We start from the raw sequence: 23,200 nt of genomic DNA, 5'->3' as shown, positions 1-23,200 counted from the left end.
AGCCTAAGGCACGACGCCAGCCACCAGCACGCGCAAGCCCTGTTCGCTGTTGGCGATGGCGCCCGTGCGGCCCACCAGATCGCCGGCCTTCGGCATGGCATCGCCCGAGCGGCTGATGCGCGCTTCCACCACCACCTGCGCGTGATCGGAAATGCGGTGGTCAGGCGCCATGGCCTGGTCGTCGCTCAAGGTGAATGCCACGGGTTCGGCCGACGCGCTCAGCCGCAGCACCGCCAGCGGCAGGCGCGGGCCCTGCGGCGGGCGGGCCGTGATGTAGAGCGTGTCGCCCGGCTGCAGGCGCGAGCGAAGTTCGGGTGCGATCTCGACGCGTCCGGAGATGCCCGTGGTCGGCGTGGCGGCGGGCGCCTGCGCGGCGGCCAGCGCCAGCGCTTTAGGGTGACGCGGATCGATCTTCAAAGCCCGCTGCACCAGCCGCTCGGCTTCGGCGGCGCCGCCGGGGCCGTTGATCAGCCGCAGCAGATCGGCGCGGTCGGCCAGGCGCTGGGCGTCGTTGGGGTCGAGCTCGATGGCGCGGGCGTAGCTCTCGGCCGCTTGCCCATAGCGCTGCATGCTGGCCTGTGCGCGGGCCAGCATGTCCCACGCGGGCGCATCGGCGGCGTTGCCCGCCGGGCGGGCGCGCAGGGCTTGCTCCATCTGCCTCACCATGCCGTCCACATCGGCCATGGTGGGCGCCGCGTTGGCGGGCTGCACCAGAGACCCTGGCTGGCCGAGCACGCTGTAGAGCGCCAGCGCCGGCACGGTGAGCACCAGCGCGCCCAACGTGAGCTGACGCACGCTGTACGCACCCGTCTCGGTGGTTGAGGCGCTCACAGCGGGCGTATCGGTGCGCTCGCCGGCATCGAAGCCGCCCGCAGCGCGCCGACGCAGATGCCGCACCAGCGCAACGCCACCCAGCAACAGCAGCGCAAACGGCCCGAGCCACAGCATCACGGTGCTGGTTTTCAGTGGTGGTCGGTACAGCACAAAGTCGCCATAGCGCTGCGACATGAAGGCGAGGATCTCGGCCTCGCTGCGGCCGGCGCGCAGTTGCTCGCGAATCTGTCCGCGCAGATCCACCGCCAGTTCGGCGTTCGACGCGGCCACGGTTTCGTTCTGGCAGACCAGGCAGCGAAGCTCTGCGCCGATGCTCATCACACGCGCTTCCAGCGCGGGGTCGGCCACGGCGGGCTTGGCGTTGCCGCGATCCTGCGCCCAGGCCTGCGAGAACAGCACACACGCGATCAGAAAAAGCACCTGGCGCAACGACATGGTTTCAACCCTCTAGTTGCCGCAGCAAAGGCAGCAGTTGCTTCTGCATCACGTCGCGGGTGAGTTCACCGGTGTGCTTGTGGCGGATCACCCCATCGCGGTCGATCACATAGGTCTCCGGCACGCCGTAGACGCCAAAATCCAGCCCCACGCGGCCCTGCGTGTCCGACAGCGTGGCCGCGTACGGATTGCCGTGGCGCGCCAGCCAGCCCAGCGCCAGATCGCGCTTGTCCTTGTAGTTCAAGCCGATCAGCGTGACCTGCCCCGTTTTCGCCATTTCCACCAGCAGCGGGTGCTCGGCCTGGCAGGCCACGCACCAGGAGGCCCACACGTTGAGCACCCACACCTGGCCGCGCAACTGTTCGGGGCCGAGCGTGCGCTCGGGCGCGGCCAGCGTGGGCAACACGAAGGCGGGAACGCGTTGGCCAATCAGCGGCGAAGGCACCTCGCGCGGGTTGAGCTGCAGGCCGGCGCCCAGCACACCCACCAGCGCGATGAACGCCACCAGCGGCCATAGAAAGCGCAGGCCGCGCGGCGCTGGCTTGTCCATCGCTTCGTTCACGGGTTCGTTCATGGCTGCACCTTCTGCGCCACCACCAGCGGCGCCACGGGCATGGGGGTCGCCGTGCGTTCATCGCGGCGGCTGCGTGCCACGCGGTAGCGACGGTCTGCCATGGCGAGCAAGCCGCCGAGGCCCATCATCAGGCAGCCACCCCAGATCCAGTTCACCAGCGGCTTGTGGTGCAGGCGAACGCTCCACGCCGTCTCGCTCACCGGCTCACCCAGCGCCACGTACAGGTCGCGCATCACGCTGCGGTCGATGGCCACTTCGGTCATGGGCATGCGGCTCACCGCGTAGAGCCTGCGCTCGGGTCGCAGCAGCGCCACGGGCTCGCCGTCGGCTGTGGTCACGCGCATCTGCGCCTGAGCCGAGGTGTAGTTGGGTCCCTGCACCACGCCCATGCTTTCCAGCGTGAAGCGGTAGCCGCCCACCTCGGCGTGCTGGCCAGCCTCCATGCGCACATCGTTCTCGGTGCTGAAGCTGCTGACCACGCTGACCCCCGCCACGAACACCGCCACACCCAGGTGCGCGAGCAACATGCCGAGCCATGCGCCGGGCTGCGCTGCAAGGCCGCCCAAGAAACCAGCTGGATGCGCGCGCAGGCGTTGCAGCGCACCCGCCAGCGTGCTCACCGCAACCCACGCCGCCAGCAGCAGGCCCAGGCCGGTCAGCGGCGCGCTGGCCTGCCACCACACTGCGGCCAGCAAGGCGGCTGCCGCGCTCACGGCGGCGGCCCACCGCAGGCGCTTCACCAGATCGCCCGCATGCGCCTGGCGCCATTTCGCCAGCGGCCCCACACCCATGAGGAACAGCGCCGGCGCCATCAGCGGCACGAACACGGCGTTGAAGTACGGCGGCCCCACCGAGAGCTTGCCCATGCCGAACGCGTCGATCACCAGCGGGTACAGCGTGCCCAGCATCACCGCCGCCGTGGCCACCAGCAGCAGCAGGTTGTTGGCCAGCAGGAAGCTCTCGCGCGAGAGCACGCCGAAGCGCTCGCCCTCGCCCACACTGGGCGCACGCCACGCATACAGCGCCAGCGAACCACCCACCACCAGCAGCAGGAAAACAAGAATGAACACGCCGCGCGCCGGGTCGGTGGCGAAGGCGTGCACCGAACTCAGCACGCCAGACCGCACGATGAAGGTGCCCAGAAGCGAAAGCGAAAACGCAAGAATGGCGAGCAGCACGGTCCAGCGCCGGAAGGCGCCGCGTTTCTCGGTGACCATGAGCGAATGGATGAGTGCCGTGCCCACCAGCCACGGCATGAAGGACGCGTTTTCCACCGGGTCCCAGAACCACCAGCCGCCCCAGCCGAGTTCGTAGTAGGCCCAGAAGCTGCCCAGCGCAATGCCCACCGTGAGAAAGCTCCAGGCCGCCAGCGTCCACGGCCGCGAGGCGCGCGCCCAGGCGTCGTCGAGCCGCCCGCCGAGCAAGGCGGCCACCGCAAACGCAAAGGCCACCACGAAACCGACGTAGCCCATGTAGAGCATGGGCGGGTGGATCGCCATGCCCGGGTCCTGCAGCAGGGGGTTGAGGTCGTTCCCATCGGGCGGTGCGGGAAACACGCGCTCGAAGGGGTTGGAGGTGAGCAGCGTGAACAGCAAAAAGCCCACGCTGATGAGGCCCATCACGCCCAGCACACGCGCCTTCATGGGCAGGTCGATGCCGCGCGAAAACACCGTGACCGCGAGCGTCCACCCACCGAGGATCAACGCCCACAGCAGGATCGAGCCTTCGTGGTTGCCCCACACGGCGCTGAGCCGGTAGATGAGCGGCAGCGCGCTGTGCGAATGGTTGGCCGCGAGCAGCACGGTGAAATCGTGCGTGACGAAAGCGTGCGTGAGGCAGACATAAGACACCAGCAACAACCCGAACTGCGCGCGCGCCGCCGGCACGGCCAGCGCCATCCACGCCACATGGCCACGCTGCGCGCCCCAGATCGGCAGCACGCCCTGCACCAGCGCCACGCACAGCGCCATCACCAGCGCAAAGTGACCGAGCTCGGCGATCATTTCGCGCTGCCTTCCACCAGGCTGCCCTGCCCCGTGCGGGCGCGGGCCAGCGCATCGGCAGCTTCAGGCGCCATGTAGTTCTCGTCGTGCTTGGCGAGCACCTGGTCGGCACGAAAAACCCCATCGGCCCCGAGCCGGCCCTGTGCCACCACACCCTTGCCTTCCTGGAACAGATCGGGCAGCAGACCGGTGTAGGTGACCGGAATGGCGCGTGCCGTGTCGGTCACCTGAAACTGGATCGTGAGACTCTTGCCGTCGCGCCGCACGCTGCCCTCTTCCACCAGCCCACCGATGCGAAAGGCGCGGTCGCGCGGCGCCTCTTTGGCCTGCACCTGCGTGGGGCTGTAGAAAAACACCAGGTTGCTGCGAAATGCGTTGAGCACCAGCGCACTGGCCGCACCCACCGTGAGCAGGCCCACCGCCAGCGCCACCGCGCGCCGCGTGCGCGGCTTCATGCGACGCGCTCCCCGATGGCTTCGGTGTCGCTCGCCTCGCGCACCAGCAGCCGGCGGCGCAGGCGCAGCATCAGCAGCTCGGCCACCACCACGGCGGCGGTCATGCCCAGGGAACCCCACACATATAGGCCGTAGCCGCCCATGTCCAGAAAATCGCGCAGGTCGGTCCAGTTCATCGTGCGGCCTCCAGGGTCTGGTGCGCCCAGCCAGTGTGGCGTTCGCGCTCGAGCATGATCACGCGCACCCGGGCCAGCGCCACGGCGATGCAGTACATCCAGCAGGCCAGCGCCATCACCAGCATGCCGAGCAACATGGGCGTGGCCATGCTGGGCGCTTTCGACAGGCTCACCGATGCGCCCTGGTGCAGCGTGTTCCACCACTGCACCGAGAAATAGATGATGGGCAGATTGACCACACCCACGATCGCGAGCAGGCCGGCGGCGCGGTCGGCGCGGCGGGTGTCGTCGATGGCGTTGTGCAGTGCGATGAAGCCGATGTAGAGGAACAGCAGCACCAGCTCGGAGGTCAGCCGCGCGTCCCAAACCCACCAGGTGCCCCAGGTCGGCTTGCCCCAGAGCGCGCCAGTCCACAGCGCGAGAAACGTCATGAGCGCGCCGGTGGGCGCGAGCGCGCAGGCCATCATGCTGGAGAGGCGCGAGTTGAAGATGAGGCCGATGGCGGCCCACATTGCCATGGCGAGGTACACCACCATCGATGCCCACGCCGTGGGCACGTGCACGAAGATGATGCGGTAGGCCTCGCCTTGCTGCGCATCGGTGGGCGCGAGCCAGAAACCGATGTAGAGGCCGATGGCCGTGAGCACCAGCGCCAGCGCACCGAACCACGGAATCAGCTTGCCCGCCAGCGGGTAGAAGCGCTGCGGTGCGGCGTAGTGGAACCAGTCGATGCGTCGCGAGGTGTTCATGGTGTGTTCACTCCATCGAAATGCGCAGGGCCGCGCTGGTCACCAGCGGGGCGGCCAGAAGCGAGAGCAGCAACATGGCGCCGAGCAGAGAAAAATGGCCGCCCACGTCCAGCCCGGCGCTGTGCGCCTGCACCGCGCCCGCTCCAAAGATGAGCACCGGCATGAGCAGCGGCAGCACCAGCAGCGACATGAGCACGCCCGCGCCGCGCAGGCCCAGCGTGAGCGCTGCGCCAATCGCACCCACCAGGCTCAGCACCGGCGTGCCCAGCAACAGCGAGAACAGCAGCACGCCGGTGGCCGAGGCCGACAGATCGAACTGCAGCGCCAGCAGCGGCGAAACCAGCACCAGCGGCAGCACCGAGCTGCACCAGTGCGCGGCCACCTTGCCCAGCACCAGCAGCGGCAACGGGTGCGCACCGATCAGCAACTGCTCGAGCGTGCCGTCCTGGTGGTCGTCTGCAAACAGCCGCGCCAGCGGCAGCGTGCACGCCAGCAGCGCCGCCACCCACACCACGCCGGGTGCCATGGTGCGCAGCAGCGCGGGCTCGGGGCCCACGCCCAGCGGGAACAGGCTGACCACCATCACGAAGAACAACAGGGCACCCAGCGCATCGGTGCGCCGGCGCGCGGCGATGCGCAGGTCGCGCAGGAAGATGCAGCGCAGGCCAGCCAGCCAGCCGGGCGCGGTGGCCTCGGCGCTGGGAGCTGCGTCGACCACGGCGGTGTTCACAGCGCCAGCTCCTGGTGGGGTACATCGTCCAGCGCCACGCCCTGGTGGCTGGTGAGCACCACCGAGCCACCGCGGCGCAACTGCGTTCGCACCAGGCCTTCGAGCCACGCCGTGGCTGCTGTGTCGAGCGCGTTGAAGGGTTCGTCCAGCACCCACAGCGGCGCATGGCGCGCCAGCACCAGGCGTGCCAGCCCGCAGCGCTTGCGCTGCCCCTGGGAGAGATGCCGCACCGGCGTGCGCTCGAAACCGCGCAGGCCGGCATCGACCAGGGCCTGCAGCGCCTCGGTGCGCACTGCATCGTGCCCACCCAGTGTGCTGGCGGTGCGCAGGTTGTCCAGCGGCGAAAGATCGTCTTTCAGCGCGGCGGCGTGGCCCAGGTACACAAGCTCACGACCCCAGCGTTCGCGCTGTGCGGCAAGCGGCTCACCGCGCCAGCGCACTTCGCCCTCGCTGGGCAGCAACAGCCCGCACATCAGGCGGAGCAGGCTGGTCTTGCCGGCGCCGTTGGCACCCGCCACCCGCAGCAACTGGCCAGCACCCAATTGAAGATTCAGGCCGCTGAACAGGGTTCGTCCACCGCGCACGCAGGCCACCCGGTCCAGCGCCAGGCCGGCGTTCATCCCGCCATCCCGTCGGTGCGCAGCAGGGGGCTGATGCGGTTGGTCAAGGTCTTCACCGGCTCGTCTCGAATGTCATTGTCAACTTAATGTGACACTTATATCATCGGTCGATGGTTGACACAAACGCAGAAACCCCGAAACCCGTCTGGCGCGCCCCGCCCTTGCCAGATGCGCCCGCCCGGCATTTCTGCACCGACTGCGGCCTCTCCCGCACAGAGAACCCACGCCGGTGCGGCCAGGCCTGCCAGTTCATCCAGCCCGACTATCCCGCCCTCGAACAGCGGGTGCACGGCCGCAGCCGCGCCCTGCCCGGCCCCGGCGACACCGGCAGCGACGAGCTTTTCTTCGGACCCCACCGCCAGATGCTGCAAGCGCGGCTGGCGCATCCCCTGCCCGGCGCGCAATGGACCGGCATCACCACCCGCATCGCCGAGAAGCTGCTGCGCGCCGGCGAGGTGGACGCGGTGATCGCCATGGCGCCACATCCCGACGACGCCTGGCGGCCCATGCCGGTGCTGGTGACGCGGCCGGAAGACATGGCGCAATGCCGGGGCATGCGCATGGGCTATGCGCCCTTGATCGCGCTGGTGGAGCCCGCGCTGCGCCAGGGCTTCAAGCGCCTGGCCGTCATCGGCATTCCCTGCCAGGTGTACGCGCTGCGCGCCATCCAGCCCGAACTGGAGCGCGAGCTCGGGCTCGAAAAACTGTTCGTCATCGGCACGCCCTGCTCGGACAACACCACCACCGAGCGCTTCCACCATTTCCTCTCGCTGATCTCACCGCGCCCCGAAGACATCACCTACCTGGAATTCCGCGCCGACTACCACGTGGAGATCCGCATGAAGGGTGGCGAAGTGCGCACCATTCCCTTTCTGCAACTGCCGCTGTCCACCCTGCCGCCGGACTTTTTTCCCACCACCTGCCGCACCTGTGTGGACTACACCAACGCGCTGTCGGACATCACCGTGGGCTACATGGGTGGCCAGGGCGAACAGTGGCTGCTGGTGCGCAATGAGCGCGGCCAGGCCCTGCTGGAGTTGCTGGGCAAGGAAGTGGTGACGCAGGCGCCGGGCAGCGCGGGCAAGCGCGCTGGCGCGGTGCGCGGCTTCCTGAAAAACGTGGAGCTCGCGGCCGGCGGCCTGCCGCTGCGGCGCATGCCCGACTGGCTGCGCCCGATCGTGGGCTGGCTGATGCCACGCATCGGGCCACGCGGGCTGGAATTCGCCCGCGCCAGGGTGGAAATGAAAGCCATCGAAACGCTGCTCCACCTGCAACGCGAAGCCCCGGCCCGCATCAAGACCATGGTGCCCGAGCATGTGGTGCACCTGGTGCGGCCCTATGGGCTGGCGCGCGAGCCCGCACCACCCAAGCCCTGACCTGCGTTCCCTTCTGCGCGGGTTTTGGTTGCAGTGCACAACCAAATAGCCTTTGACATGTTGAAGTGTCATGTTAGATTGACACTACTTGATGTCACATCTTGATGACACCAAGTCACTCGGACGAGGGGCCCATGGACATGATGTCACGCATCCAGCAAGCACTAGACAGGCAACTGACTCAGGCTTGCAGCCCCAGCTCCCCACCCCGGTTGATGGCCGCCATGCGGCACGCGGTGTTTCCCGGCGGTGCCCGGATCCGCCCCCAGCTCTGCCTCGCTGTGGCGCGAGCCTGCGGTGAAGACGCACCCGAACTCACCGACGCGGCCGCCGTGGCCATCGAGCTGCTGCACTGCGCCTCGCTGGTACACGACGACATGCCCTGCTTCGACGACGCCGACACCCGGCGCGGCCAGCCCACCGTGCACAAGGTGTACGGCGAACCGCTCGCGCTGCTCACGGGCGACGCGCTGATCGTGATGGCCTACCAGGCACTCGCCCGAGCCGGCGTGAAGCACCCCATGCGGTTGGCGGGCCTGCTGCAGACCGTGTGCGATGGCACCGGTGCACCCGACGGCATCGTGGCCGGGCAGGCCTGGGAATGCGAAAGCCGTGTGGACCTGGGCCAGTACCAGCGCGCCAAGACCGGCGCGCTTTTTGTGGCCTCCACCTGCGCCGGCGCACAGGCCGCCGGTGCCGACCCGGCCGGCTGGCGCGCCCTGGGCGAATGCCTGGGCGAGGCCTACCAGGTGGCCGACGACATTCGCGACGTGATGCTGCAGGCCGATCAGCTCGGCAAACCCTGCGGCCAGGACGCGCACCACGGGCGCCCCAGCGCCGCAGCCGATCTGGGCCTGCTCGGCGCCATCGACCATTTCCGCGGCCTCATGAAATCCGCTGTGGATTCACTGCCCGAGTGCCCGAGCCGCGGCGCCATGCGCCACCTGGTGCTGCAGGAATCCGAGCGGCTGATTCCGCAAAGTACCTGTGATCGCATCGAGCGCGAACACCACGTCATGACGCTGGCGAGCCTCTGAGCCATGACCACACTGCGCGCCACCGAACCACCGCTCTCCGGCGAGCCACCGCCATCCTGGCGCGACCGACTCGCCGCGCGCGCCGACCGCTGGATGACCAGCCCCGCACTGAATCGCTGGGCCAGTGCCAGCCCGCTCACACGCTGGCTGGTGCGCCGGCGCTCGGCGCAGCTGTTCGAACTCATGGCCGGCTTCGTGCACACGCAGGTGCTGCTGGGCTGCGTGCGGCTGCGGGTGCTGGAGCATGTGCTTGCAGCGCCGTGCACCCTCGACGAACTCGCGCGCCTCACGCGGACCCCGGCCGCATCGCTCCAGCGCCTGCTGGATTCCGCCGTGGCGCTGCGCCTGCTGGAACGCCGGGGCGAGGCGCGCTATGGCCTGGGCAGTCTGGGCGCGCCGGTGCTGGCGCACGCCGGCATCCGGGACATGATCGAACACAACGCCGTGCTGTTCGACGACCTGCGCGACCCGCTGGCGCTGCTGCGCGACCCCGCGCAGGCGCGCATGCACCGCTACTGGCCCTACACCGAAGAAGGCGGCCTGCCCGCGCCACAGGAGCAATGCGCGCGCTACTCGGCGCTGATGGCGAGTTCGCAGCGCTTCGTCATCGACGAGTTGCTGGCGGCCTACGCGTTTCAGGAACACCGCGTGGTGCTCGACGTGGGGGGCGGCATGGGCGGCTGGGTGAGCGCGCTGGCCCAGGCCCACCCCGCCCTGCAATTGCAGCTGTTTGATCTGCCGCCCGTGGCCGCGCTGGCGCAGGACCACATTCAACGCCTGGGCCTGGCCAACCGCATCACCACCCACGGCGGCAGCTTCACGCAAGACCCGCTGCCGCGAGGCGCCGATCTCGTCACCCTGGTGCGCGTGGCGCACGACCACGCCGATGCCACGGTGCTGAAGCTGCTGCGCGCCATCTTCGAGGCCCTGCCCCTGGGCGGCGCCCTGCTGCTGGCCGAGCCCATGGCCGAAGCCGGCGGCACGCCACAGCCGAGCGACCCGTATTTCCACTTCTATCTGCTCGCCATGGGCGCCGGCCGGCTGCGCACGCCGGAGCAGCTGATGGTGCTGATGCGGGAAGCCGGCTTCTCGCACATCGAACGCGTGCCCAACCGCCAGCCGCTCCATGCCCAGCTGCTGCTCGCACGCAAGGCTAGGTGTTTACCCGCAATTGACGCTGATAGCGTCAATTCAGATTGACACTTTGAACTGTCACTCATTAAATACATCACATGACAGCCGACGCCATCGTTTTCCAGAGTCCATGCAACCTGTCGGTGCGTTCGCTGGATCTTCGCAGCCTTGCGGACGGTGACGTGGAAGTGGAAGTTTCGTACAGCGGCATCAGCACCGGCACCGAGCGCTTGCTGTGGGACGGCAGCATGCCGCCCTTCCCCGGCATGGGCTACCCGCTGGTCCCCGGTTATGAAACGGTGGGCCGCGTGGTGCGCACCCAGGGCGAATGCGGCCTGGCCGTGGGCGACCACGTGTTCGTGCCCGGCTCCTACAGCTTTGAAGGCGTGCACAACCTCTTCGGCGGCGCCGGCTCGCGGCTCGTGGTGCAGGCCAGCCGCGCAGTGCGCCTGGACGCTGCCCCCACCGCCGATATGGTGCTGCTGGCCCTGGCCGCCACCGCGTACCACACGGTGAGCTACGGCGGCACTCGCGCCCCCGATACCCCGCCCGACCTGATCGTGGGCCACGGCGTGATGGGCCGCCTGCTGGCGCGCCTTACGGTGGCTGCGGGCGCAGCCGCCCCGGTGGTGTGGGAAACGCAGGCACAGCGCCACGAAGGCGCCGAGGGCTACAGCGTGGTGCACCCCGACGAAGACGACCGCAAGAACTACCGCGCGATCTACGACGTGAGCGGCGACGCCGACATCCTGCACCGCGTGATTCCGCGCCTGGACAAGGGCGGCGAGGTGGTGCTGGCCGGCTTCTACAAGCAGAACATTTCCTTCGCGTACGCACCGGCCTTCATGCGCGAAGCGCAGATCCGCGTGGCCGCCGAATGGAAGCGGGCCGACCTGCTCGCCGTGACCGAACTGGTGCAGACCGGCCGCCTCTCGCTCGAAGGCCTGCTCACCCACACCGATACGCCTGCGCATGCCAGCGCCGCCTATGCGACCGCCTTCGGCGACCCGCAATGTTTGAAGATGGTCCTGGACTGGAGACACTGATGAATTCACTGCCTGTCAACGTGCAACCCGCTCGCTTCATGGAAGCCCTGCGCGAGGAAGCCGCCATCGAGCCCGAACCGGTGCACACCGGCGAGGTGAAGAAGGAAACGCAGATCATCGCGATCTACGGCAAGGGCGGCATCGGCAAGAGCTTCACGCTCGCCAACCTTTCTTACATGATGGCGCAGCAGGGCAAGAAGGTGCTGCTGATCGGCTGCGATCCCAAGAGCGACACCACCAGCCTGCTGTTCGGCGGCCGGGCCTGCCCCACCATCATCGAAACCTCGTCGAAGAAAAAGCTGGCCGGCGAAGCGGTGCAGATCGGCGACGTGTGCTTCAAGCGCGACGGCGTCTACGCCATGGAGCTGGGCGGCCCCGAAGTGGGTCGCGGCTGCGGCGGGCGCGGCATCATCCACGGCTTCGAGCTGCTGGAGAAGCTGGGCTTCCACGAATGGGGTTTCGACTACGTGCTGCTCGACTTCCTGGGCGACGTGGTGTGCGGCGGCTTCGGACTGCCGATCGCCCGCGACATGTGCCAGAAGGTCATCGTGGTGGCCTCGAACGACCTGCAGTCGCTCTACGTGGCCAACAACGTGTGCAGCGCCGTGGAGTACTTCCGCAAGCTCGGCGGCAACGTCGGTGTGGCCGGCATGGTGATCAACCGCGACGACGGCACTGGCGAGGCGATGGCGTTTGCCGAACAGGTCGGCATCCCGGTGCTGTCGGTGATTCCGGCCGACGACGACATCCGCCGCAAGAGCGCGAGCTACGAAATCATTGGCCGCCCGGAATCGGTGTGGGGCCCCCTGTTTGCCGAGCTGGCCGAGAACGTGGGGACCTCCACGCCCATGCGGCCAAAACCCATGTCTCAAGACGGCCTGCTCGGCCTTTTCTCCGCCGCCTCGGTGGGACGCGATGTGGTGCTGGAACCGGCCACGGTGTTCGACATGTGCGGCAAGTCCGAAACCGTCAAGCCCACGCTTGAAGTGGTTTACGACGAAGTCTGAACGCCATGAGCCAGCCCGTCATCCCCATCGTCCCCTTGAAGGCCACCACCGCCATCGAGGGCGATGGCATGGGCTGCCACGCGGGCGGTGAAACGCTGCTCGCCGCCGCGAAATCGGCCGGCAAGAGCGAGGTGCTGGCGCAGTACGCCAAGGACTACCCCAAGCGCGAGAACGCCGGCCCGCACGACCAGCCGCAGAGCATGTGCCCGGCCTTCGGCTCGCTGCGCGTGGGCCTGCGCATGCGCCGCACCGCCACCATCCTCAGCGGCTCGGCCTGCTGCGTGTACGGCCTCACCTTCACCAGCCACTTCTACGGCGCGCGCCGCAGCGTGGGTTATGTGCCGTTCAACAGCGAATCGCTGGTCACCGGCAAGCTGTTTGAAGACATACGCGAGGCGGTGCACGCCCAGGCCGATCCCGCCAAGCTCGACGCCATCGTCATCATCAACCTGTGTGTGCCCACCGCCAGCGGCGTGCCGCTGCAGATCCTGCCCAAGGCCATCAACGGCGTGCGCATCATCGGCATCGACGTGCCCGGCTTCGGCGTGCCGACCCATGCCGAAGCCAAGGACGTGCTGACCGGCGCCATGCTGCGCTACGCCCGCGACGAAATCATGGCCGGCCCGGTGGCCGCACCGCGCCAGGGCCGCCAGGCGCTGCCCACGCTCACGCTGCTGGGCGAAATGTTCCCGGCCGACCCCATGGGCATCGCGCAGATGATTGCGCCCATGGGAATTGCGGTGGGTACCGTGGCACCCACGCGCGAATGGCGCGAGCTGTACGCCGCGCTCGACGGCGCCGCCGTGGCCGCCATCCACCCGTTCTATACCGCCAGCATTCGCGAGTTCGAAGCCGCTGGCCGGCCCATCGTCGGCTCCGCGCCCGTGGGCGTGGACGGCACGCACGACTGGCTCGGGGCGGTGGGCCAGGCCATGGGTGTATCGCCGGCGCTGGTCGATGCCGCTCGCAACCAGTCGCTCGGTGCGATTCGCGGCGTGCTGTCGCAACAGAAGATCAACGGCCGCATCACCCTGAGCGGCTACGAAGGTTCCGAGCTGCTGGTGGGTCGCCTGCTGGTGGAATGCGGCGCCGACCTGCGCTACGTGGGCTCGGCCTGCCCGGCCACACCCTGGAACAGGCACGACGCCGAGTGGTTGAAGTCCAAAGGCGTGCAGGTGCAGTTCCGTGCCTCGCTGGAGAACGATCTCGACGCGCTGCACGAATACCAGCCGCAGCTGGCCATTGGCACCACGCCGGTGGTGCAGGCCGCCAAGGAAGCCTGCGTGCCTTCGCTCTATTTCACCAACCTTATTTCGGCCCGTCCCCTCATGGGCGTGGCCGGTGCGGGCTCGCTGATCCAGGTGGTGAACGCCGCCATGGGCAACAAGGCGCGCTTCGACGACATGAAGGCCTTCTTCGGCGGCGTGGGCCAGGGCGACGAAGCCGGCGTGTGGGAAGAAGTGCCCCGCCCGTTCCCGGATTTCCGCAAGGAGAACCGGCGCCAGAACGAGAAGCAGGCCAAGAAGCGCAAAGCCGAGGAGATGTCATGAGCACCACAACGAAAGCGCAGGCCTGACATGCTCGTTCTCGACCACGATCGCGCAGGAGGATACTGGGGGGCGGTGTATGTCTTTACCGCCATCAAGGGCCTGCAGGTCGTGATCGATGGTCCGGTGGGTTGCGAGAACCTGCCCGTGACTTCGGTGCTGCACTACACCGACGCGCTGCCGCCGCACGAGTTGCCCATCGTGGTGACCGGCCTGGCCGAAGAACAGCTTGGCCGCGAAGGCACCGAGGGCTCCATGAAGCGCGCCCACGCGGTGCTCGACCCTGAGCTGCCCGCCGTGGTGGTCACCGGTTCCATTGCCGAGATGATCGGTGGCGGCGTGACGCCCGAGGGCACCAACCTCATGCGCTTCCTGCCGCGCACCATCGACGAAGACCAGTGGCAGTGCGCCAACCGCGCGATGTTCTGGCTCTGGAGCGAGTACGGCATGAAGAAGGTGCCGGCGCGCAAACCCTTCAGCGAGCGCCCCGCCGGCGAGAAGCCGCGCGTGAACATCATCGGCCCCTGCTACGGCACCTTCAACAGCCCCAGCGACCTGGCCGAGATCCGCCGCCTGGTGCAGGGCATCGGCGCGGAGATCAACCTGGTGTTCCCGCTCGGCAGCCACCTGTCCGAAGTCTCGCGTCTGGTCGAGGCCGACGTGAACATCTGCATGTACCGCGAGTTCGGCCGCATGCTCTGCGAGGCGCTGGACCGCCCCTACCTGCAGGCACCGATCGGCCTGCACAGCACCACGAAATTCCTGCGCAAGCTGGGCGAGTTGCTGGGCCTGGACCCGGAGCCGTTCATCCAGCGCGAAAAGCACACCACCATCAAACCGGTGTGGGACCTGTGGCGCTCGGTCACTCAAGATTTCTTCGCCACCGCGAGCTTCGCCGTGGTGGCGAACGAAACCTACACACGCGGCTTGCAGCATTTCCTGGAAACGGAAATGGGTCTGCCCTGCCGCTTTGCGGTGCCGCGCATCCCTGGCGCCAAGACCGACAACGCCGCCGTGCGCGAACTGGTGCGCACCAAAACACCGCTGATCCTTTTCGGCAGCTTCAACGAACGCATGTACCTGGCCGAAGCCGGTGCCAGCGGCCCGATGCGCGCGGCCTTCATTCCGGCTTCCTTCCCCGGCGCGATCATCCGCCGCCACACGGGCACGCCTTTCATGGGCTACAGCGGCGCCACTTACCTCATTCAGGAGGTGTGCAACGCGCTGTTCGATGCGCTGTTCCACATCCTCCCGCTCGGCACCGACATGGACAAGGTCGACCCCACGCTCGCGCGCGGCGAAGTGGCTGGCCTCTCGACCCCGTGGAACGACCAGGCCCAGGCCCGTCTGCACGCACTCGTTTCCATCCAGCCGGTGCTGGTGCAGATCTCGGCGGCCAAGCGCCTGCGCGACGAGGCCGAACGCCGCGCCCGCGAAAACGGCGATGCGGCCGTGACCGAAGGCCACGTGAACACCGCCGGACAAGAGCTCGGCATGGGAGAGACGGCATGACGTCTTTTCTGAAACCCATTCGATCTGTGCCCAAGGGCCAGGTCACCCCCACGTTGTGGCATTCCGCCACGGCTGCCCAGGTTGCGCGGGTCGGGCGCATCGCAGGCCACGAGGCCTTACCAAGAAGGAGCATCACATGTCACAACGGACATCCATATCCGGCCTGACGGACGAGGAAGCTCAGGAGTTCCACCAGTACTACATCCAGGGTTTCATCGGGTTCACGGCCATCGCCGTGGTGGCCCACATCCTGGTGTGGTTCTGGCGGCCCTGGCTCTAGGTCCGACCCATTGTCATGAAAAGGAAGACTGCCATGAACGATATGTCTTATGAGGCTCATAAGCCATCCAGCCGAGGCGACAAGTTGTCGTTCGTGCTGATCTTTGCTCCCTGCTTCGTGCTGTTGTTGTCGCTTGCGTTGCTGGGCCAGCTGGTCGGCATGCATTGGCAGCTCTGGCTGCCAGGCGCGGAGCACAAGGCCAGCATCTTCTCGGGCGTGCATGCCGCCGTCTACACCCTCATGTCTCACATCATTTAGAAAAGGAATTCACATCATGTGGAGAATTTGGCGATTGTTCGACCCGGTCAGGGTCATGGTGGTGCAAGGCGTATTTCTGTTCGCCGTGGCCGTGATGATTCACCTCATCCTGCTCAGCACCAACAAGTTCAACTGGCTCGACGGCCCCAAGGCCGCACCAGCAAAAACGGCGTTGATCGCTCCGGCCGTTGTGCCGGCGGCCACGCCTGCCGTGAAGTCCTGAGCTTCACCCCAGGTGTGCAGATGCTGTTACTTCGCACGGGCCAGCACAGCATCTGCACCACCCATTTCTGAACAATAAAAACGCATTCCATCCACCTGAGACAGGAGGGCCGATCCATGGCCATGCTGAATTTTGAAAAGAAGTACCGGGTCCGAGGCGGGACACTGGTCGGCGGCGACCTGTTCGACTTCTGGGTGGGTCCGTTCTACGTCGGCTTCTTCGGTGTCACCACCATCTTTTTCGCCTTCCTGGGCACGGCCATGATTCTCTGGGGGGCCTCGCAAGGGCCGACCTGGAACCTGTGGCAGATCAGCATCGCGCCTCCCGACCTCTCCTACGGCCTGCGCTTCGCGCCGCTCATGGAAGGCGGCCTGTGGCAGCTCATCACCGTGTGTGCGATCGGCTCGTTTGTTTCCTGGGCGCTGCGCGAAGTGGAGATCTGCCGAAAACTCGGCATGGGTTACCACGTGCCCGCCGCCTTCGCGGTGGCCATCCTGGCGTATGTCACGCTGGTGGTGATTCGGCCGGTGCTGCTCGGTGCCTGGGGCCACGGTTTCCCCTACGGCATCTTCAGCCACCTCGACTGGGTGTCCAACGTGGGCTACCAGTACCTGCACTTCCACTACAACCCCGCGCACATGATCGCGGTGAGTTTCTTCTTTGCCACCACCTTCGCGCTCTCGCTGCACGGCTCGCTGATTCTTTCGGCGACCAACCCGAAAGCCGGCGAAACGGTGAAGACACCCGAGCACGAAGACACGTTCTTCCGCGACACCATCGGTTACTCCATCGGCACGCTGGGCATCCACCGCCTGGGCCTGTTTCTCGCGCTGGCCGCCGTGCTGTTCAGCGCGCTTTGCATCGTGATCAGCGGACCGTTCTGGAGCCGAGGCTGGCCCGAATGGTGGGGCTGGTGGCTGAACATGCCCATCTGGAGCTGAGGAGAACACCATGTCGCAATACCAGAACCTCTTCACCACCGTGCAGGCCGTTGGCCCGCTGCACCACGGCGTGCCCCTTCCTCACGGCGACAGCCCGCGCACCGGCAAGCTGCCGGCTTCGTGGCACTGGCTCGGCCGGCTCGGCAACGCGCAGATCGGCCCCATCTACCTCGGCGGGCTCGGCCTCGCTTCGCTGATCTTCGGCGTGCTGGCGATCAACATCATGGGCATGAACATGCTCGCCTCGGTCAACTACGACCCGGTGCAGTTTGTGCGGCAACTTTTCTGGCTCTCGCTCGAACCCCCGGGACCGCAGCACGGCCTGGGCCTGGCGCCGCTGAACCAGGGCGGCTGGTGGCAGATAGCCGGCCTGTTCCTCACCATCTCGGTGATGCTCTGGTGGGCGCGCACCTACCGCCGGGCTCGCGTGCTGGGCATGGGGACACACGTGGCCTGGGCCTTTGCAGCGGCCATCTGGCTGTTCCTGGTGCTGGGCCTCATCCGCCCGGTGCTCATGGGTTCGTGGAGCGAGGCCGTGCCCTTCGGCATCTTCCCCCACCTCGACTGGACGGCCGCCTTCTCGCTGCGCTACGGCAACCTGTTCTACAACCCGTTCCACGCCCTCTCCATCGCCTTCCTCTATGGCGCCACGCTGCTGTTTGCCATGCACGGTGCCACCATCCTCGCGGTGAGCCGCTTCGGTGGTGAGCGCGAGATCGAACAGATCGTGGACCGTGGCACGGCCAGCGAGCGCGCCGCCTTGTTCTGGCGCTGGACCATGGGCTTCAACGCCACCATGGAATCCATTCACCGCTGGGCCTGGTGGTTCGCCGTGCTGTGCCCGCTGGTGGGCGGCATCGGCATCCTGCTCACGGGCACGGTGGTCGACAACTGGTACCTATGGGCCATCAAGCATGGCGTGGCACCGCCCTACCCCGACGTGTTCCCCGCCGTGATGGATCCGGCGCTCACTCCAGGAGCCAAGTGATGAACCACGCAACTTCAAACACACGCCCCTGGCTGCGCCTGATCGCGCTCGGTTCTCTCGTGCTGCTGGCCGCCTGCGAGCGCCCGCCCATGGAGACCAAGCAACAGGGCTACCGTGGCACCGGCATGGTCCAGATCGTCAACCCGCGCCTGCAGGGCGATGTGGCGGCGGCGAACCAGATCCCGGTGTCGATTCCCCCCGCCAGCGCCGAAGGCCCCAAGGCCGGGCAGGTGTACCAGAACGTGAAGGTGCTGGGCGATCTGAGCGTGGGTGAGTTCACACGGCTGATGGTCAACATGACGGCCTGGGTGTCGCCCGAACAGGGCTGCAACTACTGCCACAACCCGGCCAACCTGGCCGACGACAGCCTCTACACCAAAGTGGTGGCGCGCCGCATGGTGCAGATGACGCAGCACATCAACACCGACTGGAAGCCCCACGTGGCCGAGACCGGCGTGACCTGCTACACCTGCCACCGCGGCCAGCCGGTGCCCAGCAACGTGTGGTTCACCGCCGATGCGCAACCCTACGGCTCGAACTTCATGGGTGACAAGGCGGGCCAGAACTCGCCCACGGTGGATGTGAAGCTGGGATCGCTGCCTTACGACCCGCTCAATGGCTACCTTGCCGGCACCCCGCAGGCCATTCGCGTGGGCGGCACCACCGCCCTGCCCACCGGCAAGGGCGCGAGTATCCAGCAGACCGAGAAGACCTACGCGCTCATGACGCACATGTCGAGCGCGCTGGGCCAGAACTGCACCTTCTGCCACAACACCCAGAACTTCAGCAAATGGGAAGGCACACCACCGCAGCGCGTGACGGCGTGGCACGGCATCCAGATGACGCGTGATCTGAACCTGGCCTACATGGAGCCGCTGACCAGCGTGTTCCCCGCCAACCGCAAGGGCGAGCTGGGTGACGTGGCCAAGGCCAATTGCGCCACCTGCCACCAGGGCGTGAACAAACCCCTGGCCGGCGTGCCCATGCTGAAGGACCACCCCGAGCTCGCGGCCTACCGGCCCTACACGGCGCCCGCCCCTGCGGCACCGGCGCCTGCACCGACCACGGCGCCTGGCCCGTCGCAGTAGGCCTGAAACCCACCCGCAGGCCCGCCGGCGACCACCATGCAAGTGATCCTGGCCCAGCCGCGCGGTTTCTGTGCCGGGGTTACCCGCGCGATCGACATCGTCGATCGCGCGCTTGCGCTTCATGGCGCACCGGTGCATGTGTTTCACGAGATCGTGCACAACCAGTGGGTGGTGGACGACCTGCGCTCACGCGGTGCGGTGTTTGTGAACTCGCTCGACGACGTGCCCGCCAACGCCGTGGTGGTGTTCAGCGCGCACGGCGTTTCACGCCAGGTGGTGGACCACGCCAAAGCGCGGGGCCTGCACACCATCGACGCCACCTGCCCGCTGGTGGCCAAGGTGCACCAGCAAGCCCAGCGCTTCGTGCGCCAGGGCCGCACGCTGCTGATGATTGGCCACGCAGGCCACGAGGAAGTGGTGGGCACCATGGGCCAGGTGGATGCTCCGGTGCACCTGGTGAGCCGCGCCGCCGATGTGCAGGCGCTGGACCTGCCCGAAGGTGCCGAACTGGCCTACGTGACCCAGACCACGCTCAGCCTGGACGATACGCGCGAGATCATTGCGGCGCTGCAGGCGCGTTTTCCCGGCATCGTCGGCCCCGAAGTGGACGACATCTGCTACGCCACGCAGAACCGCCAGGTGGCGGTGCGCGCGCTGGCCGCGCGGGTCGACCTGGTGCTGGTGGTCGGCGCACGCAACAGCTCCAACTCGAACCGACTGCGCGAAGTGGCCGAGCGCTCGGGTGTGCCAGCCCGCCTGGTACAGGACGAGCACGAGATCGATCCGGCTTGGCTGCGCTCCGCGCCGCGCGTGGGCGTCACATCGGGCGCATCCACACCCGAACTGCTGGTGCAGCGCGTGGTGGCCACCCTGGGCATGCTGAACCCCGACCCCCGTGCTTCGGTGGTGCAGCTGGCGGGCGTGCGCGAGGAAGTGAGCTTCCGGCTGCCAGCCGAGTTGGCCTTGCCATGACAGAGACACCACCCGACGTCATCACCCTTTCCGGGGTGGTGGTGGTGGTGCTGGTCAACTATTTGCGCGAGCACCAGGCCTGGGGCTGGATGCGCATGGTGCAGGGCCCATCCGCCATCAAGGACACGCCGGGCCTGTGTTTCGCGAAGGTGATGGGCAGCGGGCATGGCGGCGGCTTCGGCCTGCGCCCCAGCGCAAGCCACCAGGGTTTGATTGCGATGTTCGACCACGCCGAACAGGCACACGCCTTTCTGGGCGGTGCGCATGTAAGGGCCATGCACGAACGCGCGAGCGATTTCTGGAGCGGCATGCTCGAAGTGCTTTCGGCGCGCGGCCAGTGGGATGGTCAGGCCTGGGGCGCCACACCCGGCACGCAGCTCGGCACCTGGGTGCGCGCTGCCAACGACGAAGAGGCCCCGCGCCCGCTGGCCGCGCTCACACGCGCCAGCATCCGGCCCGCCAAAGCCATGGCCTTCTGGCGCAACGCGCCGGCCGCGCAGAACGCGCTGCACACCGCACCCGGCTGCACGCTGGCCATGGGCCTGGGCGAAGCACCGCTGGTGCGCCAGTGCACCTTCAGCCTGTGGAAAGACACCCCCTCCATGCTGGCCTACGCGCACCAGGGCGCCCACCAGCAGGCCATCGAGGCGGCCTACCGCCACGGCTACTTTTCCGAATCGCTGTTTGTGCGCATGCGCCTGCTCACACACCACGGCCACTGGCCCGCGCCCATGGCCCCCCCAGAGGCGGTGGAAGACCCGCCGCCGCCGAGCGACCGCACCGAGCAGCGAGCGCATGTCTGAACACAAGGTGGTCGTGGTGGGTGCCGGCATCGGCGGGCTGGTGAGCGCCTTGCGACTGGCCCACCAGGGCCTGGACGTGACGGTGGTGGAAGCCGCTGAAGGCCCGGGCGGCAAGCTGCGCCAGCTGGTGGTGGACGGCGCGCCCATCGACAGCGGCCCCACCGTGTTCACACTGCGCTGGGTGTTCGACGAACTGCTGGCTTCGGTGGGCACCAGCCTCGAAGCCGAGTTGCGCATTCGCAAGCTGCCGGTGCTGGCGCGCCACTGGTGGGAAGACGGCGGCACGCTCGATTTGCATGCCGACCCGGCGCGTTCATTCGACGCGGTGGCGAGCTTCGCAGGCGCGGCCGAGGCCCGGCGCTTCCAGGGATTTTGCGCGCAGGCGCAGGCGCTGTACCGCACGCTGGAGCGCCCCTACATGCGCACCGCCGCACCCAGCATGGCCGGCCTCTCCATGGGGCTGGGCCTGCGCGGCATGGGTGTGCTCGCGTCCATCGGCCCACTGCACAGCCTGTGGCGCAGCCTGGGCCGCCATTTCACCGATCCGCGCCTGCGGCAACTGTTTGCGCGCTACGCCACCTACACAGGCTCATCGCCCTGGCAGGCGCCGGCCACGCTCATGCTGATTGCGCAGGTGGAGCTCGATGGCGTGTGGAGCATCGACGGTGGCATGCACGCGCTGGCGCGCTGCCTGGAGCGGCTGGCGCGCGAGCGCGGTGCCACGTTCCGATACCGCAGCGCCTGCGAACGCATCGACGTGCGCGCTGGCCGCGTGCGCGGCGTCACCTTGGCCAGCGGCGAAACGCTGCAGGCCGACAGCGTGGTCTTCAACGGCGACGCCGCAGCGCTGCGCCACGGCCTGCTGGGCGAAGGCGTGCGCCGCGCCGTGCCACGCCGCTCGCCACCGCGCTCGCTCTCGGCCATCACCTGGTCCGTCCACGCGCCCACGCGCGGTATCGAACTCGACCGGCACAACGTGTTCTTCCGCGCCGACTACGCCAGCGAATTCACCGACATCTTCCAGCGCGGCCGCCTGCCGCAAGCGCCCACGGTGTACGTGTGCGCGCAGGATCGTGGCGCGGGCGAACCCGCTCCAGAGGGCAGCGAACGCCTGCTGTGCCTCGTCAACGCGCCCGCTGCCGGCGACACCCCGAACTCGCAGGAGCTCACCCCGGAGGCCATCGAACAATGCGAAACCACCAGCTTTTCCCTGCTGCGCCGTTGTGGCCTGAAGATCACTGCCTCGCACCCGCCGGCCATCCGCACCACGCCGCAGGACTTCCATCGCCTGTTTCCGGCCACGGGGGGCGCGCTGTACGGCCAGGCCACCCACGGCTGGACGGCAGCCTTCTCTCGACCTGGCGCCAGCACACCGGTGGCGGGACTTTTCCTGGCGGGGGGGAGCGTGCACCCGGGTCCGGGGGTTCCCATGGCGGCCCTCTCGGGCCTGCGGGCGGCCGAGGCGCTGATGGCGAGCCCCGCTTTGACCAGGTGGTGCCCTCCGGTGGCTACCTCTGGTGGTACATCGACGCCCTGAGCGACGACGGCCAGCACGGCCTCTCCATCATCGCCTTCGTGGGCAGCGTGTTCTCGCCCTACTACGCCTGGGCGCGAAGGCGCGGCAACAACACCAACCCCGACAACTTCTGCGCACTCAACGTGGCGCTGTACAGCCGGCAGGCCCGGCGCTGGAGCATGACCGAGCGCGGCGCCGCGCACAACCACCGCGACCGCACCCGCTTCGTCATCGGCCCCAGCCAGCTGCACTGGAACGGGCAATCGCTCTGCATCGAAATCGACGAAGTGGGCGTGCCCCTGCCCCGCCGCATTCGCGGCACTGTCACCGTGCACCCGCAGCAGCTCTTCAACTTCAGCACCCCGCTCGACGCCACAGGCCGCCACCGCTGGGGACCGCTCGCACCAAGATCCCGCGTGGAAGTGGACCTGAGCCACCCCGCCCAACGCTGGCGCGGCCACGCCTACCTCGACAGCAACGAAGGCGACGAACCCATCGAACGCGCGTTCACCGAATGGGACTGGTCACGCAGCGCCATGAAAGACGGCAGCACTGCCGTGCTGTATGACGTGGAACCCGGCCGCGCCAACGGCCGCCTGCTCGCCCTGCGCTTCGGCCGCCACGGCAGCGTGGTGCCGTTTGAAGCCCCACCGCGCCACGAACTGCCCCGCACCGCCTGGCGGCTGGCGCGGCGAATGTGCAGCGAAGCGCCTGTGCAGGTGGTGCAGCAGCTGGAAGACACACCGTTCTACCAGCGCTCGATGCTGTCCAGCCGCTTGATGGGCGAGACGGTGACGAGCTTTCACGAAACGCTGCATGTGCCACGGCTGGTGTCGCCGGTGGTGCAGGCGATGTTGCCCTGGAGGATGCCGAGGCGGGGCTAGGTGCAGGGCATC

The 23,200-nt window shown here is 67.8% G+C and carries 25 protein-coding genes; 17 read left to right on the top strand and 8 right to left on the bottom strand.

The window, feature by feature from the left end; translation table 11 throughout:
* Positions 1 to 3: 3 nt before the first annotated feature.
* The 8 genes from CAP37_RS22125 to ccmA are packed head-to-tail and all read right to left on the bottom strand — an operon-like array spanning position 4 to position 6,576.
* Positions 4 to 1,269 carry a cytochrome c-type biogenesis protein CcmH gene (locus tag CAP37_RS22125; RefSeq protein ID WP_086123471.1) on the bottom strand — a complete coding sequence of 422 codons (1,266 nt, stop codon included), beginning with the start codon at positions 1,267 to 1,269 and terminating at the stop codon, positions 4 to 6.
* Between the two features lie 4 nt (positions 1,270 to 1,273).
* Positions 1,274 to 1,843, bottom strand: coding sequence for a DsbE family thiol:disulfide interchange protein (locus tag CAP37_RS06745; protein ID WP_256926896.1), 570 nt, complete (start codon positions 1,841 to 1,843; stop codon positions 1,274 to 1,276).
* Positions 1,840 to 3,846, bottom strand: coding sequence for a heme lyase CcmF/NrfE family subunit (locus tag CAP37_RS06740; protein ID WP_086123470.1), 2,007 nt, complete (start codon positions 3,844 to 3,846; stop codon positions 1,840 to 1,842). Before CAP37_RS06740 ends, CAP37_RS06745 begins: the two co-directional genes overlap by 4 nt.
* The gene (ccmE, locus tag CAP37_RS06735) at positions 3,843 to 4,301 is read right to left on the bottom strand and encodes a cytochrome c maturation protein CcmE (RefSeq protein WP_086123469.1); all 459 of its coding nucleotides are present in this window, start codon (positions 4,299 to 4,301) and stop codon (positions 3,843 to 3,845) included. The genes CAP37_RS06740 and ccmE overlap by 4 nt, the downstream gene beginning before the upstream one ends.
* Positions 4,298 to 4,477, bottom strand: a complete 180-nt coding sequence (gene ccmD / locus CAP37_RS06730; RefSeq protein ID WP_086123468.1) for a heme exporter protein CcmD — start codon at positions 4,475 to 4,477, stop codon at positions 4,298 to 4,300. Before ccmD ends, ccmE begins: the two co-directional genes overlap by 4 nt.
* The gene (ccmC, locus tag CAP37_RS06725; RefSeq protein WP_086123467.1) at positions 4,474 to 5,226 is read right to left on the bottom strand and encodes a heme ABC transporter permease CcmC; all 753 of its coding nucleotides are present in this window, start codon (positions 5,224 to 5,226) and stop codon (positions 4,474 to 4,476) included. Before ccmC ends, ccmD begins: the two co-directional genes overlap by 4 nt.
* A gap of 7 nt (positions 5,227 to 5,233) precedes the next feature.
* Positions 5,234 to 5,899, bottom strand: coding sequence for a heme exporter protein CcmB (gene ccmB, locus CAP37_RS06720; RefSeq protein WP_086124857.1), 666 nt, complete (start codon positions 5,897 to 5,899; stop codon positions 5,234 to 5,236).
* 53 nt (positions 5,900 to 5,952) lie between these two features.
* The gene (gene ccmA, locus CAP37_RS06715) at positions 5,953 to 6,576 is read right to left on the bottom strand and encodes a cytochrome c biogenesis heme-transporting ATPase CcmA (protein ID WP_086123466.1); all 624 of its coding nucleotides are present in this window, start codon (positions 6,574 to 6,576) and stop codon (positions 5,953 to 5,955) included.
* Between the two features lie 110 nt (positions 6,577 to 6,686).
* Between ccmA and CAP37_RS06710 the strand changes: the two genes are divergently transcribed.
* The 17 genes from CAP37_RS06710 (at position 6,687) to CAP37_RS06630 (ending at position 23,188) form a co-directional block, all read left to right on the top strand.
* Positions 6,687 to 7,952 (top strand): Coenzyme F420 hydrogenase/dehydrogenase, beta subunit C-terminal domain, encoded by a 1,266-nt coding sequence (locus CAP37_RS06710; RefSeq protein WP_086123465.1) that lies wholly within the window; start codon positions 6,687 to 6,689, stop codon positions 7,950 to 7,952.
* 134 nt (positions 7,953 to 8,086) lie between these two features.
* Positions 8,087 to 8,989: a polyprenyl synthetase family protein gene (locus CAP37_RS06705; protein ID WP_086123464.1), complete on the top strand. Its 903-nt coding sequence runs from the start codon at positions 8,087 to 8,089 to the stop codon at positions 8,987 to 8,989.
* Between the two features lie 3 nt (positions 8,990 to 8,992).
* The gene (locus tag CAP37_RS06700) at positions 8,993 to 10,189 is read left to right on the top strand and encodes a methyltransferase (RefSeq protein WP_086123463.1); all 1,197 of its coding nucleotides are present in this window, start codon (positions 8,993 to 8,995) and stop codon (positions 10,187 to 10,189) included.
* Positions 10,190 to 10,221: 32 nt separating this feature from the next.
* Positions 10,222 to 11,169, top strand: coding sequence for a chlorophyll synthesis pathway protein BchC (gene bchC, locus CAP37_RS06695; protein ID WP_086123462.1), 948 nt, complete (start codon positions 10,222 to 10,224; stop codon positions 11,167 to 11,169).
* Positions 11,169 to 12,176, top strand: coding sequence for a chlorophyllide a reductase iron protein subunit X (locus CAP37_RS06690; protein ID WP_086123461.1), 1,008 nt, complete (start codon positions 11,169 to 11,171; stop codon positions 12,174 to 12,176). The genes bchC and CAP37_RS06690 overlap by 1 nt, the downstream gene beginning before the upstream one ends.
* Before the next feature lie 5 nt (positions 12,177 to 12,181).
* Positions 12,182 to 13,726 carry a chlorophyllide a reductase subunit Y gene (gene bchY, locus CAP37_RS06685; RefSeq protein ID WP_086123460.1) on the top strand — a complete coding sequence of 515 codons (1,545 nt, stop codon included), beginning with the start codon at positions 12,182 to 12,184 and terminating at the stop codon, positions 13,724 to 13,726.
* Between the two features lie 27 nt (positions 13,727 to 13,753).
* On the top strand, positions 13,754 to 15,235 hold the full coding sequence (bchZ, locus tag CAP37_RS06680) for a chlorophyllide a reductase subunit Z (RefSeq protein WP_086123459.1): 1,482 nt from the start codon (positions 13,754 to 13,756) through the stop codon (positions 15,233 to 15,235).
* A 136-nt stretch (positions 15,236 to 15,371) separates the two neighbouring features.
* Positions 15,372 to 15,515, top strand: coding sequence for a light-harvesting antenna LH1, beta subunit (gene pufB / locus CAP37_RS06675; RefSeq protein ID WP_086123458.1), 144 nt, complete (start codon positions 15,372 to 15,374; stop codon positions 15,513 to 15,515).
* Between the two features lie 33 nt (positions 15,516 to 15,548).
* Entirely contained in the window at positions 15,549 to 15,773 is a 225-nt protein-coding gene (locus CAP37_RS06670) for a hypothetical protein (protein WP_256926895.1), read from the top strand.
* A gap of 16 nt (positions 15,774 to 15,789) precedes the next feature.
* Positions 15,790 to 15,996 carry a light-harvesting antenna LH1, alpha subunit gene (gene pufA, locus CAP37_RS06665; protein WP_086123457.1) on the top strand — a complete coding sequence of 69 codons (207 nt, stop codon included), beginning with the start codon at positions 15,790 to 15,792 and terminating at the stop codon, positions 15,994 to 15,996.
* Positions 15,997 to 16,112: 116 nt separating this feature from the next.
* Positions 16,113 to 16,937: a photosynthetic reaction center subunit L gene (gene pufL / locus CAP37_RS06660; RefSeq protein WP_086123456.1), complete on the top strand. Its 825-nt coding sequence runs from the start codon at positions 16,113 to 16,115 to the stop codon at positions 16,935 to 16,937.
* A gap of 10 nt (positions 16,938 to 16,947) precedes the next feature.
* A complete protein-coding gene (gene pufM, locus CAP37_RS06655) occupies positions 16,948 to 17,925 on the top strand; it encodes a photosynthetic reaction center subunit M (protein WP_086123455.1) in 978 nt (325 codons plus the stop codon).
* Positions 17,925 to 19,013, top strand: a complete 1,089-nt coding sequence (gene pufC, locus CAP37_RS06650; RefSeq protein WP_086123454.1) for a photosynthetic reaction center cytochrome PufC — start codon at positions 17,925 to 17,927, stop codon at positions 19,011 to 19,013. Before pufM ends, pufC begins: the two co-directional genes overlap by 1 nt.
* Positions 19,014 to 19,049: 36 nt before the next feature.
* Positions 19,050 to 19,985, top strand: a complete 936-nt coding sequence (gene ispH / locus CAP37_RS06645) for a 4-hydroxy-3-methylbut-2-enyl diphosphate reductase (protein ID WP_086123453.1) — start codon at positions 19,050 to 19,052, stop codon at positions 19,983 to 19,985.
* Entirely contained in the window at positions 19,982 to 20,788 is an 807-nt protein-coding gene (locus tag CAP37_RS06640) for a hypothetical protein (protein ID WP_086123452.1), read from the top strand. Before ispH ends, CAP37_RS06640 begins: the two co-directional genes overlap by 4 nt.
* Positions 20,781 to 22,325, top strand: a complete 1,545-nt coding sequence (crtD, locus tag CAP37_RS06635) for a 1-hydroxycarotenoid 3,4-desaturase CrtD (RefSeq protein ID WP_086123451.1) — start codon at positions 20,781 to 20,783, stop codon at positions 22,323 to 22,325. Before CAP37_RS06640 ends, crtD begins: the two co-directional genes overlap by 8 nt.
* Entirely contained in the window at positions 22,283 to 23,188 is a 906-nt protein-coding gene (locus CAP37_RS06630) for a carotenoid 1,2-hydratase (protein WP_256926894.1), read from the top strand. The genes crtD and CAP37_RS06630 overlap by 43 nt, the downstream gene beginning before the upstream one ends.
* Positions 23,189 to 23,200: the final 12 nt, after the last annotated feature.

The sequence above is a fragment of the Hydrogenophaga sp. IBVHS1 genome (assembly GCF_002127265.1).
Classification (GTDB): Bacteria; Pseudomonadota; Gammaproteobacteria; order Burkholderiales; family Burkholderiaceae_C; genus Hydrogenophaga.
Note: the sequence above shows the minus strand (reverse complement) of the source record. Positions and strands in the feature narration are given on the sequence as shown.

What these genes read in the sequence shown, in the direction of transcription:
- CAP37_RS06640 (WP_086123452.1), top strand. Translation starts at nt 19,982, where the DNA reads ATGACAGAGACACCACCCGACGTCATCACCCTTTCCGGGGTGGTGGTG.
- CAP37_RS06740 (WP_086123470.1), bottom strand. Translation starts at nt 3,846, where the DNA reads ATGATCGCCGAGCTCGGTCACTTTGCGCTGGTGATGGCGCTGTGCGTG.
- ccmE (WP_086123469.1), bottom strand. Translation starts at nt 4,301, where the DNA reads ATGAAGCCGCGCACGCGGCGCGCGGTGGCGCTGGCGGTGGGCCTGCTC.
- crtD (WP_086123451.1), top strand. Translation starts at nt 20,781, where the DNA reads ATGTCTGAACACAAGGTGGTCGTGGTGGGTGCCGGCATCGGCGGGCTG.
- bchC (WP_086123462.1), top strand. Translation starts at nt 10,222, where the DNA reads ATGACAGCCGACGCCATCGTTTTCCAGAGTCCATGCAACCTGTCGGTG.
- ccmA (WP_086123466.1), bottom strand. Translation starts at nt 6,576, where the DNA reads ATGAACGCCGGCCTGGCGCTGGACCGGGTGGCCTGCGTGCGCGGTGGA.
- CAP37_RS06705 (WP_086123464.1), top strand. Translation starts at nt 8,087, where the DNA reads ATGGACATGATGTCACGCATCCAGCAAGCACTAGACAGGCAACTGACT.
- pufB (WP_086123458.1), top strand. Translation starts at nt 15,372, where the DNA reads ATGTCACAACGGACATCCATATCCGGCCTGACGGACGAGGAAGCTCAG.
- bchY (WP_086123460.1), top strand. Translation starts at nt 12,182, where the DNA reads ATGAGCCAGCCCGTCATCCCCATCGTCCCCTTGAAGGCCACCACCGCC.
- bchZ (WP_086123459.1), top strand. Translation starts at nt 13,754, where the DNA reads ATGCTCGTTCTCGACCACGATCGCGCAGGAGGATACTGGGGGGCGGTG.
- CAP37_RS06710 (WP_086123465.1), top strand. Translation starts at nt 6,687, where the DNA reads ATGGTTGACACAAACGCAGAAACCCCGAAACCCGTCTGGCGCGCCCCG.
- ccmC (WP_086123467.1), bottom strand. Translation starts at nt 5,226, where the DNA reads ATGAACACCTCGCGACGCATCGACTGGTTCCACTACGCCGCACCGCAG.
- pufC (WP_086123454.1), top strand. Translation starts at nt 17,925, where the DNA reads ATGAACCACGCAACTTCAAACACACGCCCCTGGCTGCGCCTGATCGCG.
- CAP37_RS06745 (WP_256926896.1), bottom strand. Translation starts at nt 1,843, where the DNA reads ATGAACGAACCCGTGAACGAAGCGATGGACAAGCCAGCGCCGCGCGGC.
- ccmD (WP_086123468.1), bottom strand. Translation starts at nt 4,477, where the DNA reads ATGAACTGGACCGACCTGCGCGATTTTCTGGACATGGGCGGCTACGGC.
- CAP37_RS06670 (WP_256926895.1), top strand. Translation starts at nt 15,549, where the DNA reads ATGAACGATATGTCTTATGAGGCTCATAAGCCATCCAGCCGAGGCGAC.
- pufL (WP_086123456.1), top strand. Translation starts at nt 16,113, where the DNA reads ATGGCCATGCTGAATTTTGAAAAGAAGTACCGGGTCCGAGGCGGGACA.
- pufA (WP_086123457.1), top strand. Translation starts at nt 15,790, where the DNA reads ATGTGGAGAATTTGGCGATTGTTCGACCCGGTCAGGGTCATGGTGGTG.
- CAP37_RS06690 (WP_086123461.1), top strand. Translation starts at nt 11,169, where the DNA reads ATGAATTCACTGCCTGTCAACGTGCAACCCGCTCGCTTCATGGAAGCC.
- pufM (WP_086123455.1), top strand. Translation starts at nt 16,948, where the DNA reads ATGTCGCAATACCAGAACCTCTTCACCACCGTGCAGGCCGTTGGCCCG.
- CAP37_RS06700 (WP_086123463.1), top strand. Translation starts at nt 8,993, where the DNA reads ATGACCACACTGCGCGCCACCGAACCACCGCTCTCCGGCGAGCCACCG.
- ispH (WP_086123453.1), top strand. Translation starts at nt 19,050, where the DNA reads ATGCAAGTGATCCTGGCCCAGCCGCGCGGTTTCTGTGCCGGGGTTACC.
- CAP37_RS22125 (WP_086123471.1), bottom strand. Translation starts at nt 1,269, where the DNA reads ATGTCGTTGCGCCAGGTGCTTTTTCTGATCGCGTGTGTGCTGTTCTCG.